Source organism: Streptomyces sp. NPDC037301 (assembly GCF_055602785.1).
Genome location: NZ_JBVJWD010000013.1, coordinates 103,784 through 117,924, shown reverse-complemented (window position 1 = coordinate 117,924; position 14,141 = coordinate 103,784). Strand labels below are relative to the sequence as shown.

The following is a 14,141-nucleotide window of genomic DNA, read 5'->3' as shown; positions in this document are numbered from 1 at the left end:
TGTCATACCGGCCCGGAACCGTGGACTCATCACATTCGCGCCTATGGCTGGGCGCAGCTACGAGACCGCCCCGCCCGGAACAGCGCCCGGGTGGGGCGCACGTGCGTTAGCCCTCGGAGCCGCGCAGGTCAGGCCGCTGTGACGACGTCAGCCTGGACTGCGGCTTCCCACTCCACCAGCAGCCGCTGATACTCCGCCTCACCCTCCGGCGACAGCGCGCCGGCCGCCCACAGCGCGCGGATGTCCGCGTTCACCGCGGCGGGGGAGCGCACAGGGGTGGCAGGCGAAGGGGTGATCGACATGAGAGAAGGCTACGAGGTGGGACTGACAACCGCGCCGACCGCGTCGAGGGCGAGATGCCAGGGGTAGGCCTGCGGGTTGCCCTGCTTCGGAGGGTGCGACTCGTACCCGTCCGGCCCGTCGAGGAAGACCACGCCTTGGTTGCGGAGGTCAGCGATGCTGCGGGCCGCGGCCGGCCGGGCGCCCTGTGCCTGCCACTTCCCAATCCGGGGACGCTGACCTGGGACCAGTCCATGGGCCGCGCCTGCATCTGGTGCAAGAAGCCGCTCACCACTGGTGCGGTGAGTGCTGGGATCATCCGCGACCGGCTCGGCGTGCATGTCCTGGACACCGAGGTCTGGGCGGGGCCGCGCCGCCAGGGCGATGAATCGAACATGCGTTCACAAGCGCGGCTTGGCCGTCGTCCGGAGCATCGGGCGACGGCCTTTTGCGTTCGCGTAATTTCAACAAACTGTTGACGTTGTGTTGTGGAGGGCGTTAGCTATCCGCAGCCCGACCGACGCGGCGCGAAGAGACGCACAGCGAAAACAGCCACGGAGGCTCCCGTGACTTCGAGCTCCACACCGGGCCTCGCCCGGTTCAACACCCTGGCGGACGACGAGGCCGCCGCCGCGTTGCACGAGGTGTGTGCCAGTGCGGCATGGGGGAGAGTGATCCTCTCCCGACGCCCGTACGCCACCGCGGAAGCCCTTCTCCTTGCCGGTGACGCCGCCACGGCCGCACTGACCCCGGAGGAACTGGCCGATGCGATGGCCGGTCACCCGCCGATCGGCCGCCCGAAGCCCGGAGATCCGACCTCCTCCCGCGAACAGCGGGGGATGGCGGACGCCACCGAGGAACTCAAGGCCGAGATGCTCGAACTGAACCTGGCCTACCAGGAGCGGTTCGGACATGTCTTCCTGATCTGCGCCACCGGAGCCACCGGTGAGCGGATGCGCGACGCGGTGAAGTCCCGGATCGGGAACTCTCCCGAGCAGGAGCGCGACATCGTGCGCACCGAACTCGGGAAGATCAACCGAATCCGGCTGACCCGTCTCGTGGAAGAGGACAAGGACTGATGAGCACCGAAACCACCGCATCGGTGTCCACGCACATCCTGGACACCAGCGTCGGACGCCCCGCCGAGGGTGTCGCCGTCTCGCTCGCGGCCCGCTCGGGCCCGGAAGCCGCCTGGGTGGCGCTCGGCGGCTCCGCGACCGACGCGGACGGGCGGTGCAAGGACCTGCCGGCGCTGCCGGAAGGCACGACTCACGTACGACTCGACTTCGAGGTCGAGACGTACTTCTCCAAGAAGCAAGCCGAGGCGCAGCAGGACGCCCCCCGCGTAAGGGACAGCGGTGCGTTCTTCCCGGAGGTGGCGATCACTTTCGCCGTCAGGCCGGGCGAGCACTATCACGTACCGCTGCTGCTCAACCCGTTCGGCTACTCCGTTTACCGAGGGAGCTAGCACCGACATGACCGCCGATTCCCACCGCCCCCGCCCTGTGATCCTCGGCCAGAACCAGTACGGCAAGGCAGAGAACCGCGTCGTCAGGATCACGCGGGACGGCGACACCCACCACATCAAGGACCTGAACGTCTCCATCGCCCTCTCCGGCGACATGGACGATGTCCACTACTCCGGCTCCAACGCCCACGTCCTGCCGACCGACACCACCAAGAACACGGTGTACGCGTTCGCCAGGGAACACGGCATCGAGTCGGCCGAACAGTTCGGCATCCACCTCGCCCGCCACTTCGTGACGTCGCAGGAGCCGATCAGGACGGCCAGGATCCGGATCGAGGAGTACGCCTGGGAGCGCATAGCCACCTCGGACGCCAACTCACAGTTCATCGGCGCCGACGAGGTCAAGCACTCCTTCGTGCGCAAGGGCCAGGAGACGCGCACCACTCAGATCACTTTCGACGGCGAGAAGTGGCAGGTCATCTCGGGGCTCAAGGACCTCGTGGTGATGAACTCCACCAACTCCGAGTTCTGGGGCTACGCCAAGGACAAGTACACGACGCTCAAGGAGGCGTACGACCGCATCCTCGCGACCGAGGTGTCCGCCAAGTGGCGGTACAACTGGACCAGCGACGACGCGCGGATGCCCAACTGGGAGAAGTCCTACGAGCAGACGCGCAAGCACATGCTCCAGGCCTTCGCCGAGACGTACTCCCTCTCCCTGCAACAGACCCTGTACCAGATGGGCTCGCGCATCATCAACAGCCGCAGCGAGGTCGACGAGATCCGCTTCTCGCTGCCGAACAAGCATCACTTCCTGGTGGACCTGGAGCCGTTCGGTCTGAAGAACGATACCGATGACGGCGCTGTCTACTTCGCGGCGGACCGCCCGTACGGCCTGATCGAGGCCACCGTGCTGCGGGACGGCACCGAGCCGCAGATCCCGGTCGACATGACCAACCTCTGACGCGGCGCCGAGCCGGTCCCCGCCCGCACACAGCCGGGCGGGGACCGGCCGGACCGGAGGGAGTCCCCATGACAAAGGTGCGCAGCCGCTATGTCGTCGCGGTCGCAGGCGGTGCGTTGCTGGTCCTGGGCGCCTTCCCGGTGCTCGGCGCGATCGTCTCCCTCGTGCCGCTGCCCGTGCTCGGCGGCGCCGGTGTCGTCCTGTTCGGCTCGATCGCAGTGAGCGGCATCCGTACGCTCTCCGAGGCCGGACTCGACGACAGCTCCAACATCATCCTGGTCGCCGTGGCGCTCGGCGCGGGCATCATCCCGCTCGCCGCGCCCGGCTTCTACGCGGGATTCCCGTCCTGGGCCCAGACCGTCCTGGGTTCCGGCATCAGCGCCGGAGCGTTCGTCGCGGTCCTGCTCAATCTGTTCTTCCACCATCTCGGCACCCACGGCCGCCCGGCTGTGGCACTCAAATCCTCCTAGGGTCCTGCCGTGCCCGCATCGCCGGAAAAGAAGAGGAAGCCATGGCAGCATCGGCAGCTCCTGAGCACCTGGAACGCATCGTCATCGAGAACTGTTCGATCGCGACCGTCGACGCCGACGACACCGAGTACGCCTCGGGCCATGTCGTCGTCGCGGGCAATCGCATCGAATCCGTCGGCGCGGGCCGGGCACCCGGGGGCCTGGAGAACGTCGTACGCCGCATCGACGGCACCGGGCATCTGGTCACCCCCGGCCTGATCAACACGCACCACCACTTCTACCAGTGGATCACCCGCGGCCTCGCCACCGACCACAACCTGTTCGACTGGCTGGTCGCGCTGTACCCGACGTGGGCGCGCATCGACGAACCGATGGTCCGCGCCGCCGCGCAGGGTTCGCTCGCCATGATGGCCCGCGGCGGCGTCACCACCGCCATGGACCACCACTACGTCTACCCGCAGGGGACCGGCGATCTGTCCGGCGCCATTATCGGGGCAGCCCGTGACATGGGCGTACGGTTCACCCTCGCCCGCGGCTCCATGGACCGCAGCGTGAAGGACGGCGGGCTGCCGCCGGACTTCGCCGTGGAGACCCTCGACGGCGCGCTCGCCGGAACCGAGGCAACCGTCGACGCGCACCACGACGCCTCGTTCGACGCGATGACCCAGGTCGCCGTCGCACCCTGCTCCCCGTTCTCCATCTCCACCGAACTGCTGCGACAGGGCGCCGAGCTGGCCCGCCGCAAGGGAGTGCGCATGCACACCCACGGATCGGAGACCGTGGAGGAGGAGAAGTTCTGCCACGAGCTGTTCGGGATGGGCCCGACCGACTACTTCGAGTCGACCGGCTGGCTCGGCGACGACGTATGGATGGCGCACTGCGTCCATATGAACGACTCCGACATCGCCGCCTTCGCCCGCACCGGAACGGGCGTGGCGCACTGCCCCTCGTCCAACGCCCGGCTCGCCGCAGGCATCGCGCGGGTGCCCGACATGCTCGCCGCGGGCGTCCCGGTCGGTCTCGGTGTCGACGGCACCGCGTCCAACGAGTCCGGTGAACTCCACACCGAACTGCGTAACGCCCTCCTCATCAACCGCCTCGGCGCCCACCGCGAAAAGGCCCTGAATGCCCGTCAGGCCCTGCGCCTGGGAACGTACGGCGGCGCCCAGGTACTCGGCCGCGCCGACCAGATCGGCTCCCTGGAGCCCGGCAAGCTCGCCGACCTGGTGCTCTGGAAGATGGACACCCTCGCCCACGCCTCCATCGCCGATCCGGTGACCGCACTCGTCTTCGGCGCCGCGGCCCCCGTCACCCTCTCCCTCGTCAACGGCAAGCCGGTCGTCGAGGGCAACCACCTGATCACCGCGGACGAGGACGCCATCGCCCGCGCCACCCGCGACGAGGCCCGCCGCCTCGCGCGGATCGCCGCCGGAGCCTGACGCTCCGGGGCACCCCCCGATACCGGCCGGCCGAGGGGGACGGCCCTCGGCCGGCCGCCGTGGACCCGAGCGGGGCCCACGGCAACCGGTGCAGGGGGCGGGTACTTGCACGTACGCGCCCCCGGACCGGTGAACAAAGCTGCCCGCACCAGCTGCACGACCTGCCCCACCTGAATCAAATGCACCACTTGCACCACCTCCCTGACACCCACGTCGCCGCAGACGTGCACCCGACCGGAGGAACCGCCGTGGCAGCTACGCCCAGGTTTCGCAACGACGCAGTCGCAGCACCCGATGCCGACCCCCACCTCGACCCCGACCGCGATTCGGCCTCGGTGGACCGGAAACACCCGGTCGACGAGACACTTCCCCCGCTGAGGATGTTCACCAGCGGCCTCCAGCACGTGGCCGCGATGTACGCGGGTGTGGTGGCCCCGCCGATGATTCTGGGACCCGCCGTGGGCCTCACCCCCAAGGAGACCGCCTTTCTGATGGGGGCGAGCCTCTTCACCGCGGGCCTGGCCACCCTGCTCCAGACCCTCGGCTTCTGGCGCATCGGCGCCCGGCTGCCGTTCGTCAACGGTGTCTCGTTCGCCGGGGTGACCCCGATGGTGGCGATAGGAAAGGACCGCGGACACGACGGCATCGCTGTCATCTTCGGCGCGATAATCGTCGCCGGCCTGCTCGGCTTCCTGCTCGCCCCGTACTTCTGCAAGCTGGTCCGCTTCTTCCCGCCCGTCGTCACCGGCACCGTGATCACGCTGATCGGCGTCTCGCTGCTGCCGGTCGCCTTCAACTGGTCCCAGGGCGGCAACGCCACGGCCGGCGACTACGGCTCGACGACCAACATCACCATGGCGGCGGTCACGCTGGTGATCGTCCTCTCTCTGCGCAAACTGCTGCGCGGCTTCCTCCAGCAGATCGCCATTCTGCTCGGACTGGTCGTCGGCACGCTGATCGCGATCCCGGTCGGCATCACCGACTTCGGCGCCATCAAGGACGCCGACCTGGTCGGCTTCCCGACGCCGTTCCACTTCGGGGCACCGCAGTTCGAGGTCGCCGCGATCGTATCCATGTGCATCGTGATGCTGGTCTGTATGACCGAGTCCACCGCGGACATGCTGGCTCTCGGCAGGATCGTCGACCGTCCGGCCGACGAGCGGACCATCGAGGGCGGCCTGCGCGCCGACACCCTGGGCAGTGCCATCAGTCCGCTCTTCAACGGCTTCATGTGCAGTGCCTTCGCCCAGAACATCGGGCTGGTCGCGATGACCAAGGTCCGCAGCCGCTTCGTGGTGGCCGCGGGGGGCGGCATCCTGATAGTGCTCGGGCTGGTCCCCGTGGCCGCATCCGTCATCGCGCTCGTCCCGCTGCCCGTCCTCGGCGGCGCGGGCATCGTGCTCTTCGGTTCGGTTGCCGCGAGCGGCATCCAGACACTGGCGACCGCCGCGTTGGAGAAGGGCGAGAACGCGCTGATCGTGGCAGCGGCCGTGGGCATCGGCCTGATCCCGATCGCCGCACCCGACTTCTACCACGCGTTCCCGAAGGACGCGCTCGTCGTGCTCGACTCAGGGATCTCGACCGGATGCGTCGTGGCGATCGTACTCAACCTGGCCTTCAACCACCTCGGCAGGAAGCCGGATCCGGATCCGTCGCAGCAGGGGCAGAGCCCGGCGGCTGCGGTGGCCGCACACTGACCGAAGCCGGCTTCGGCCGGTAGGGCGCTGCGGCGCGTACGGAGACCCCGACGGGTGCTGTCGTACGCGCCACAGCCGTGACCCGGGTGTGCGTCAGCCGATGTGGTAGCTGTCGCCGTACACCTTCCAGTCGAGCGGCGGATCCAGGTTCAGATTGCCCTTCTTCAGGAAGACCCGCTGAGCGGTGTCCACCCGGCTGGTGTCCGAGTGGGCCTCCTCCTGCTGCATGGCCCAGACCCGGGCGTCCAGGAAGGCGTTGAGATACGTGACCTCGTTGCCGCCCTGGGCCGGCGGCTTCGCCTTCGCCAGGGCCCGCTTGCGGATGGAGCTGAAGCTGGTGCTGTCGCCGCCGTCGCCGTGCATGACGATGGCGTCGTAGTACGCGAACTGGCCCAGCGTGCCGATGCCGTCGGCCTTGCCCTGCTTGACGGCCGGGTTGAAGTACACCCGGTCCCGCTCGTCGTCCTGCGCCTTCTTGAACGCGGAGTCGGAGGCGGCCTTCCCCCAGTCCTTGGTGAAGTTCGGGTCGAGACCGCTGTGCGAGGGGGTGCCGTTGACCTTCCGCAGCGCGGGGAGGTACTTGGCGAGGACGTTGTCGGGCTTGCGCTCGGTGTACAGCTCGACGAGGTCGAGCATGTCGCCCGTACCGGAACAGAAGCCGATGATGCCCGCGGTGTAGCCGCGGTCGTCGTCGATGTCCTCGATGTACTTGTACTGGGACTTCCAGTTGAGGGAGGAGTTCTCGGCGCTGGAGACCAGTTGCATGGCGATCTCCTTCTTCGCCGGATCGTCGAGCCCGGTCGCGGCGGCGGCGTGCTGAACCACCGCTGTCTGCTGATGTATCGCCGGGTGCGTGGGAGAACCGGCGTAGGCGGTGACGGGTATCGCCGTGAGGGTCAGCCCGACCGCGATGACCGCGATGCGTGTGGAGCGGGTGTTGCGACGTGCGGTGCGTGCGTGGGGAGTGTGCACCAGTCCTCCAAAGGGAGTTCGTCGTTCCATCAGTCTGTTAGGAAGCTTTCCTATCAGAGTGGAGTGACCGCCGTATACCCCTTCGACACAAGGGAGTTGGGAGCGCGGCGCCAGGACACGGGAAGGCCCCGCACTGCGCGGGAGGCGCGGTGCGGGGCCGAGGTGTGCCGGCCTCAGCAGTCGAGACAGGCCGCGTGGATCCAGACGCCCGCATGTGCACCGGCGTACGCAGTCAGCGGGGCGGACGCTTCCCGCGCCCGTCGATCAAGGGTTTAACGGGCGTCGATCCGGTAACTGTCGCCGTACACCCGCCACCGCAGCGGTGTCTCCAGCCCGAATCTGCCCTCGCTCACGAACACCCGCTGGGCCGTCTCGATCCGGCTGGTGTCGGAGTGCGAGGGCTCCTTACGCATCGCCGCGACACGGGCATCGAGGAAGGCGTTCAGATAGGCCGCCTCGTCCCCGCCGCGCGCCGGTGGCGCAGCCGCGGCGATCGCCTCGCGGCGGATCGTACGGAAGCCGACCGTGCCGTCCGTGTCGCCGTAACCGTGCATCACATAGGCGTCGTAGTAGATGAACTGCCCCAGGGCGCCGAGTCCGTCCGCCTCGGCCCGGGCGACAGCCGGGTCGAAGTACGACCGGTCGCGCTCGGCGTCCTGCGCCGACCGGAAGGCGGGGTCGGCGGCCGCCTCGGCCCAGGCCTCGGTGAACGGGCGGCCGAGCCCGTCGTGCGCATCGCTGCCCCGTACGGCGCGCAGGGCAGGGAGGAACCGTTGCAACGGATTGCCGGGACGCGCCGCCGCGTACCCCTCGACGACCTTCAGCATGTCGCCGGTGCCGGAACAGAAGCCGATGATGCCCGCGGTGTAGCCGCGGTCGTCGTCGATGTCCTCGATGTACTTGTACTGGGCCTTCCAGTCGAGCGAGGAGTTCTCCGCGCTGGAGACCAGCTGCATGGCGATTTCCTTCTTCGCCGGATCGTCGAGCCCGGCTTCCGGCCCGCCCTCGGCGGACCCGGCCGCCGAGCAGCCGGAGAGCACGGAGACGGCCATGACAGCAGTGGCGACAGCGATGAGCAGCGGGCGGGGAACGACGTTCACCCCTCAATCCTGCCAGGCCGCGGGGAGCCGGCGGGGAAATGTCTTCGCTCATTCGGCTGTAGCGTCATGGGTATGGAAGATCAGTCTGTTGTGGATGTCGGCGATGTACGGCTGGCGTATCGGACCTGGGGCGACCCCTTCGGCTCGCCCGTGGTCCTGCTGCACGGCCTCGGCGGCTCCGCCGCGAGCTGGGAGGCGGCCGGGAGTCTGCTCGGCGACCAGTGGCGGGTGTACGCCATCGACCTGCGGGGTCATGGCGAGAGCGACTGGCCGGACGAGTACTCCGTCGAGCTGATGCGGGACGACGTCCTCGGCTTCCTCGACGAGTGCGAGCTCGACCGGGTGGGCCTGGTCGGCCACTCGATGGGCGGTGTCGTCGCCCATCTGCTCGCCCAGGAGCACGCGGACCGGGTGGAGCGGCTGGTGCTGGTGGAGACCCCGCCGCCGTTCCCGAGCGAGCTGAAGCCGGCCGCCGAACCGGAGAGGCCGGTGGACTACGACTGGGCTGTCGTCGCTCCCGTCCGGGCCGAGATGGCCGACCCCGACCCCGAGTGGGCGGCCGGCCTCGGCGAGATCGTCGCGCCGACGCTGATGATCGCCGGCGGCCCGGAGTCCACCATGCCCCAGGGGCGCCTGCAGGACATGGCCTCGCTGATCCCGGACTGCCGGCTGATCACGATCGGGGGCGGTCACCAGGTGCATGAGATCCACCCCGACCAGGTCGCACAGCAGATCACGGAGTTCTTCACCAGCTGAAAGACCTGCGGCTGTCGGCCCACCGCCCGGCCCCGCCGCGTGTGCTGCCCTTCGGCTCCGCCCGCGGCCGGGGCGTTGATGCTCCTATTGCTCGTCAAGCGTTCTGAGGCACGAGGCGCAAGGTACTTTCGCTGCATGTCACTGACTCCCGACGACGAAGTCCGCAGCCGCGACGAACTGGTCTCCTTCGTTCGAGAACTGCGTCAGGACTACCTCCGCAGGGGACACGAATGGGAGAACCAGAGCCTCGACCGCTTCCTTGAGGCTCTTGCGGCATGGATGCATGACTCGCCGGGCTGGTACCAGAAGGTTGGGAAGGAGCTCCCAGAAGGCGGGGACTGGACCTTCCTGGCCAGAGCGCTTCAGGCCGCCACTGTCTATGAGTGAAGTGTTCGCGTCTAACGGTCAGGCCGCGTGGAGCCAGTCGCGGTAGGCGTGGGTGAGGTTGTCGTCTCGGCGGATTCCGCGTTCGAGGGTGGAGATGGTGGCGGGCCAGACGCCGAAGTGACGGGCGACGGCGGTGAGGGTGATGTTCTTGGACTGCCGCAGCGGCCGCAGGTCGGCAATGGCGGGGACGGCGACCGTGGTGGTCAGGCAGCGGAAGATCTCCCGGGCAACGGCCCGTTTCAGCAGCCGGATGATCTCCTTCTTCGTGCGGCCGGCGGCGGTCTGTCGTGCCACGTAGTCGCGTGTGCGGGGGTCGCTGGACATGCGGACGAGGGCGATGCGGTAGAGGGCGGCGTTGGCTGCCCGGTCGCCTCCGCGTGAGAGACGGTGCCGGTTGGTTCTGCCGCTGGAGGCCGGGACGGGTGCGGCTCCACAGAGGGCGGCGAAGGACGCCTCGGTCCGCATGCGTTCGGGATTGCCGCCCGCGGTGACCAGGAGCTGGGCGGCGGTGTCGGGGCCGACTCCGTAGGCGGCTCGCAGGCCGGGGTTGTGGACGCTCACCACGTTGTCCAGGGCCTTGACCAGGGCCTGGTGCTCGGCGGTCAGTTCCTTGATGCGCCGGGCGAGACTCTTCAGTGCGGTGAGGACCGCGGTGTGGACGGCGTCCCCGGCCGGCCGCAGCCGGGCCAGGGCGTCGGTGCGGTCACTCCCTTTGAGCTGCCCGTATCGGGCGCGGATGGCCTCGGGGGCGGTGACGAGGATGCTGCCGACCTGGTTCAGGGCGGCGGTGCGGGCCTTGACGGCGGAGCGGGCGGCGTTGTGCAGGGCGCGTATCCCGGCGACGGTGTCGTCCTTGGGAGCGCTGGAGGCCCGTCCGGACAGGGCGGCGCGGGCGGCGGCGTAGGCGTCGATGGGGTCGGACTTGCCGATGCGACGGCGTTCGGCCCGGTCGGGACGGTTGACCTCAACGACATGCTGCCCGCGCGAGACCGCAGCACGGGTGAAGCCGGCCCCGTAGGACGAGGTGCCTTCCACACCGATCGCCCTCACGCGGCCGTGGGCGTTCAGGAAGGCCAGGGCGGCGGCATATCCGGCGGCGGCGGTGGCGAACTCGGCGTCCGCGAGGTGGCCGCCGTTGTCGCTGATCACTGCGACGTGAATGGTGTCGGCATGGGAGTCGACCCCGCCGAACACGACCTGGTCCGCGGCGCCTTCCTCAACCTCTGATGTCATGCTGATACTGCCTTCCCAGCCGAAGGTGGGCGCCGGCCGGGTGGCGCAGACAGGACATTGAGGGGGCTTCTGACCAAGCTCCTATCAGGTCATGTTCCGCCCGGCCGGAGCCATGAGAACAGGTCCCGGCGGCCGGACAGAACAACTTGAGGACAGCCCAGCAGGGCGTCAGTCAGTGCCCGAGCCACGGCCACCGGAACCTGAGTATCAGCATCAATGTCAGTGCCGGGTGCCATGATCCGCTGCATGGAACTCGCACTGTTCTTCGCCGATGTCGACGCCCAGCCGTGGGCCGAACTGCAGCACGCCTACGGAAGCGCCGCCGACGTGCCCGACTGCCTGCGGGCACTGGCGGGGGACGACGCGGATGCGGCGTCCGAGGCGATCTCCGAGCTGTACGGCAGCATCCTGCATCAGGGTTCGGTCTACGAGGCCACGGCCCGTGCCGTGCCGTACATCGCACAGCTCGCCGGGGCCGGGTACCGCACGGAGGACCTGCTGGTGCTGCTCGGCGGGATAGCGGAGGGCGGGGCGGACCACGGCGACACGGACGAAGCCGCCTGCCGGTCGGCCGTCGTCGGTCAACTGCCCCTGATTCTCGCGTCGGTCGACGCCGAGGAGTCCGGGCTGCGGCGGGCCGCGGTGTGGGCCGCCGCGATGACAGGGGCGGCAGGCCAGGTATTGCCGGTACTCCGGCCGCGCCGGATGGTGGAGACGGACCCCCTCGTTCGGGCCGAACTCCTCGGGGCCATGGCGCATCTGGATCCGGCGGGAACGGCCGCTGCGGCAACCGAAGCCATGGGCACGGACGAGCCCGGCGAGGTGAGGATCGCGGCACTGCTGGCCTGTGTGGACGCCGGACTGCCGTGGAGCTCCGCGCACCACGAGGCGATGCTGTCCCTCCTCCCCGCGGACGAGCTCGTCCGGGACCGACTCGACCTGGAGCGCAAAGAACCGCTGCAGTATGTCGTCGAAACACTGCTGCTCCGCGACACCGACAAGGACCGCGAGGCGGCATACACCCTGCTCGATGCCGCACTGCGCAGTGCGGTGCCCGAAGTGCGTACCGAGGCGTTGTGGGCGGCCGAGACCGCCTGTCAGCTTTCGCGCAGCGCGCCGGAACGGCTGGTCGCCCCCGTGGCGGCGCTGGCCGCCGACCCGGCCTCCGTACCGGCGGTGTACTCGCTCCTCCAGAAGCTGGGCACACATGCCGTGGCTGCCGCTCCGGTGCTGGCCCGGCTCGCCGCAGGACCGGGTGATCCGGCGGACCGGGCCCTTGAGGCGCTCGTCGCCGTGGACCCGGACCTGGCCGCGCCCCTCCTGGCCCGTGACCTGGGGCAGCGCCCGCGCGCGCTCGGTGCGGCGTGCGGCTTCCTGATCGGAGGGACGGCCGACACCTCGTTCCCGTACGACTCCGCACTGCTGGACGCGATCCGTACCCGGCTGGGCGCGGACGACCTGGACGGCAACGAGCCCATCCGGCTCACGGCCCTGCTCGGTGCCTGGGGGAGCAGGGCGTCCGCCGCCCTGCCCGAACTGCGCTCCGCGCTGCCCAGATTCCCGAAGGTGGTGCCGAAGGCGCTGGCCGCGGTCTGCCCACCGGAACACCGCGCGGCGACGGCAGAACTCCTGACCACCGCGGCCCGCTCCGGACCGGAGGACGGCCGGCTCGCTGCGGCACAGGCCGTGCGCCGACTGACCGGGGAGACCGGCCCCCTGCTGGCGGCGGTTGCCGCCGAGCTGGGCCGCGGCGGCCATGGCGCGCGGGAGGCCGCAGGACTTGCCGCCGAGCTGGGCCCCGAGGCGGCCGGGCTGGTGCCCGCCCTGCGGTCCGCGCTCAGCGCGCCCGAGGAGGACCGCAACGTACCCCGGCTGGACAGCGACGTCGAGATCGCCGCAGCCCTGTGGCGGATCACCGGTGACGCGGAAGAGGCGGTGCCGGTGCTGGCCGGTGTGTTCGCCGAGGTCGAACCGGTCTGGATGCGCTGGACGTTCACCCGTGCCGCACGGACGGCGGCCCGCATCGGCGACGCGGCCCGGCCGTTGGTTCCCGCGCTGGAAGGCTTGCTGACGGACCGGCTGCAGACGCCGGCCGCCGTGCTCGCGCTGCACGCGATCGCGCCCGAATCCCTCGACGGCCCCCGTCTGGCCGGTCTGGTCCTGGACTCCGCCGAGGAGGACGCCGACGCCGTGACCGCGCTGGAGGCGCTCGTCGCCCTCGGCCGCACCGCCCTCACCGAAGACCACCGCCGCCGCCTGACGGCTCTTGCCGAGCGGGACCTCAGGGTGACGGCCTCGGGCCTGGAATCGGGGATGGCCCCGGCCGACGAACGACTGCGTGAGCAGGCACGTGAGGCGGCGCGCATGCTGAGCTGACCCGGGGGCCGGGTCCGGCCACCAGCCGTCCCGGCCCAGCGCCTCGGGCCGCCCCGTTTCGCCCCGGCCCAGCGGCCTCAGCTGCCCGCCGCTCAGTCGCCCGGCTGCCAGTCCGGGCGGCGGCCGCTCATGGCGACGGCCCGGTCGACCAGGGGTGCGTCGGCCGGGACCGGAACCGGCGGACCGAAGATGCGCTCGGACCGGGGGACAGTGTCGCTGGGGGTCAGCATGGCCAGCGAGACGCGCAGGCTCGCCTCGTCCGCCTCGTACTTCTGGCCGGTCGAATGCGCCAGGTCCCAGCCGTGGATCACCAGCTCGTCCAGCGCGATCACTGCGGCCACCTCGCCCGGCATGTCGACGCCGCCCGCCCTGGTCATGCCCTGCCGGGCGGCAGGATCGCGCCAGGCCGTCACCAGCTCGTCCAGCAACGGCGGCAGCGCTTCGCGCCAGCTGTCACGCAGGATCGGAAGTGCGGCGTCGGGGGCGGTGTCGGTCGTCGGTCCGAAGTCCTTGCGCGCCGCGTCGCGGAAGGCCGTGGTCAGCCCGACCACGTGGGCGAGCAGCTCCCGTACCGCGTAGTCGGGACAGGGCGTCGGGCCTGCCAGCTGCTGTTCGGCGATGCCGTCGAGCAGGCCGGCGATCTGCCGGGCCGCGGGTTCCAGATCGATCGTGGGAATCGTGGGTGGTCGTCTCCGTGTGCGTATCCATACAGTGTGGACTGCGCCGGCGCCCAGAACTCATCGCTCATCGCACGACGCGTCCCCGGAGCACGATCCGGCTCGGGTGATCCAGCGCGGCAGGGTCCAGGGTCGGCTCGGTGGCGTACGCGACGACGTCGGCGGGTGCGCCGTCCACGAGCCCCGGCAGACCGAGCCAGGCCCTCGCCGTCCAGGACGCCGCGCCGAGCGCTGCCCGGGCCGGCAGCCCGGCCCGTACCAGCCAGTCCATCTCGCCGGCGACCGTCCCGCCAACGGCCCACGATCACCTGCGCACACCGGCA

Annotated in this window: 15 protein-coding genes and 2 pseudogenes; 10 read left to right on the top strand and 7 right to left on the bottom strand. The window is 69.9% G+C overall.

From position 1 onward, the window contains the following. Positions 1-128 precede the first annotated feature (128 nt). Together ACZ7IB_RS21780 and ACZ7IB_RS21775 are read right to left on the bottom strand one after the other, a co-directional pair. Positions 129-302, bottom strand: coding sequence for a hypothetical protein (locus ACZ7IB_RS21780; RefSeq protein ID WP_470914697.1), 174 nt, complete (start codon positions 300-302; stop codon positions 129-131). Positions 303-311: 9 nt separating this feature from the next. Further along, positions 312-434 (bottom strand): hypothetical protein, encoded by a 123-nt coding sequence (locus ACZ7IB_RS21775; protein WP_470914695.1) that lies wholly within the window; start codon positions 432-434, stop codon positions 312-314. A 3-nt stretch (positions 435-437) separates the two neighbouring features. Here ACZ7IB_RS21775 and ACZ7IB_RS21770 point away from each other — a divergent pair, with 3 nt between their 5' ends. The 7 genes and pseudogenes from ACZ7IB_RS21770 (at position 438) to ACZ7IB_RS21740 (ending at position 6,317) form a co-directional block, all read left to right on the top strand. After that, positions 438-758 carry a hypothetical protein gene (locus ACZ7IB_RS21770; RefSeq protein ID WP_470914692.1) on the top strand — a complete coding sequence of 107 codons (321 nt, stop codon included), beginning with the start codon at positions 438-440 and terminating at the stop codon, positions 756-758. 87 nt (positions 759-845) lie between these two features. After that, a complete protein-coding gene (gene uraD / locus ACZ7IB_RS21765; RefSeq protein WP_470914691.1) occupies positions 846-1,358 on the top strand; it encodes a 2-oxo-4-hydroxy-4-carboxy-5-ureidoimidazoline decarboxylase in 513 nt (170 codons plus the stop codon). After that, positions 1,358-1,747, top strand: coding sequence for a hydroxyisourate hydrolase (gene uraH / locus ACZ7IB_RS21760; RefSeq protein ID WP_093895922.1), 390 nt, complete (start codon positions 1,358-1,360; stop codon positions 1,745-1,747). Before uraD ends, uraH begins: the two co-directional genes overlap by 1 nt. A gap of 7 nt (positions 1,748-1,754) precedes the next feature. Further along, positions 1,755-2,711 carry a factor-independent urate hydroxylase gene (pucL, locus tag ACZ7IB_RS21755; protein ID WP_470914689.1) on the top strand — a complete coding sequence of 319 codons (957 nt, stop codon included), beginning with the start codon at positions 1,755-1,757 and terminating at the stop codon, positions 2,709-2,711. Positions 2,712-2,773: 62 nt separating this feature from the next. Continuing rightward, positions 2,774-3,181: pseudogene (locus tag ACZ7IB_RS21750) on the top strand (solute carrier family 23 protein); the annotation flags it as partial. A 41-nt stretch (positions 3,182-3,222) separates the two neighbouring features. Then, positions 3,223-4,620, top strand: a complete 1,398-nt coding sequence (locus ACZ7IB_RS21745; RefSeq protein ID WP_470914685.1) for an 8-oxoguanine deaminase — start codon at positions 3,223-3,225, stop codon at positions 4,618-4,620. Between the two features lie 248 nt (positions 4,621-4,868). Further along, positions 4,869-6,317: a nucleobase:cation symporter-2 family protein gene (locus ACZ7IB_RS21740; RefSeq protein WP_470914683.1), complete on the top strand. Its 1,449-nt coding sequence runs from the start codon at positions 4,869-4,871 to the stop codon at positions 6,315-6,317. Between the two features lie 93 nt (positions 6,318-6,410). On the opposite strand, the gene ACZ7IB_RS21735 is transcribed toward ACZ7IB_RS21740, so the two are convergent. Continuing rightward, the gene (locus ACZ7IB_RS21735; protein ID WP_470914680.1) at positions 6,411-7,289 is read right to left on the bottom strand and encodes a chitosanase; all 879 of its coding nucleotides are present in this window, start codon (positions 7,287-7,289) and stop codon (positions 6,411-6,413) included. 272 nt (positions 7,290-7,561) lie between these two features. Further along, entirely contained in the window at positions 7,562-8,341 is a 780-nt protein-coding gene (locus ACZ7IB_RS21730; protein ID WP_470914988.1) for a chitosanase, read from the bottom strand. Positions 8,342-8,461: 120 nt separating this feature from the next. Between ACZ7IB_RS21730 and ACZ7IB_RS21725 the strand changes: the two genes are divergently transcribed. Continuing rightward, positions 8,462-9,145, top strand: a complete 684-nt coding sequence (locus ACZ7IB_RS21725) for an alpha/beta fold hydrolase (protein ID WP_470914678.1) — start codon at positions 8,462-8,464, stop codon at positions 9,143-9,145. 135 nt (positions 9,146-9,280) lie between these two features. After that, a complete protein-coding gene (locus ACZ7IB_RS21720) occupies positions 9,281-9,532 on the top strand; it encodes a DUF7660 family protein (protein ID WP_470914676.1) in 252 nt (83 codons plus the stop codon). Positions 9,533-9,550: 18 nt separating this feature from the next. Here the strand turns inward: ACZ7IB_RS21720 and ACZ7IB_RS21715 are convergent, their stop codons facing one another. Further along, a complete protein-coding gene (locus ACZ7IB_RS21715) occupies positions 9,551-10,765 on the bottom strand; it encodes an IS110 family RNA-guided transposase (protein WP_470914673.1) in 1,215 nt (404 codons plus the stop codon). Positions 10,766-11,011: 246 nt separating this feature from the next. Between ACZ7IB_RS21715 and ACZ7IB_RS21710 the strand changes: the two genes are divergently transcribed. Beyond that, positions 11,012-13,141, top strand: a complete 2,130-nt coding sequence (locus tag ACZ7IB_RS21710; protein ID WP_470914672.1) for a serine/threonine-protein kinase — start codon at positions 11,012-11,014, stop codon at positions 13,139-13,141. A gap of 92 nt (positions 13,142-13,233) precedes the next feature. On the opposite strand, the gene ACZ7IB_RS21705 is transcribed toward ACZ7IB_RS21710, so the two are convergent. Both ACZ7IB_RS21705 and ACZ7IB_RS21700 read right to left on the bottom strand, forming a co-directional pair. After that, positions 13,234-13,845, bottom strand: coding sequence for a TIGR03086 family metal-binding protein (locus tag ACZ7IB_RS21705; RefSeq protein WP_470914986.1), 612 nt, complete (start codon positions 13,843-13,845; stop codon positions 13,234-13,236). A gap of 40 nt (positions 13,846-13,885) precedes the next feature. Further along, positions 13,886-14,107, bottom strand: a pseudogene (locus ACZ7IB_RS21700) (amidohydrolase family protein); the annotation flags it as partial. Positions 14,108-14,141: the final 34 nt, after the last annotated feature.

Excerpts from the sequence above, each read along its gene's own strand:
- ACZ7IB_RS21710 (WP_470914672.1), top strand. The coding sequence starts at position 11,012 with ATGGAACTCGCACTGTTCTTCGCCGATGTCGACGCCCAGCCGTGGGCC.
- ACZ7IB_RS21745 (WP_470914685.1), top strand. The coding sequence starts at position 3,223 with ATGGCAGCATCGGCAGCTCCTGAGCACCTGGAACGCATCGTCATCGAG.
- ACZ7IB_RS21780 (WP_470914697.1), bottom strand. The coding sequence starts at position 302 with ATGTCGATCACCCCTTCGCCTGCCACCCCTGTGCGCTCCCCCGCCGCG.
- ACZ7IB_RS21715 (WP_470914673.1), bottom strand. The coding sequence starts at position 10,765 with ATGACATCAGAGGTTGAGGAAGGCGCCGCGGACCAGGTCGTGTTCGGC.
- pucL (WP_470914689.1), top strand. The coding sequence starts at position 1,755 with ATGACCGCCGATTCCCACCGCCCCCGCCCTGTGATCCTCGGCCAGAAC.
- ACZ7IB_RS21730 (WP_470914988.1), bottom strand. The coding sequence starts at position 8,341 with ATGGCCGTCTCCGTGCTCTCCGGCTGCTCGGCGGCCGGGTCCGCCGAG.
- ACZ7IB_RS21720 (WP_470914676.1), top strand. The coding sequence starts at position 9,281 with ATGTCACTGACTCCCGACGACGAAGTCCGCAGCCGCGACGAACTGGTC.
- ACZ7IB_RS21725 (WP_470914678.1), top strand. The coding sequence starts at position 8,462 with ATGGAAGATCAGTCTGTTGTGGATGTCGGCGATGTACGGCTGGCGTAT.
- uraH (WP_093895922.1), top strand. The coding sequence starts at position 1,358 with ATGAGCACCGAAACCACCGCATCGGTGTCCACGCACATCCTGGACACC.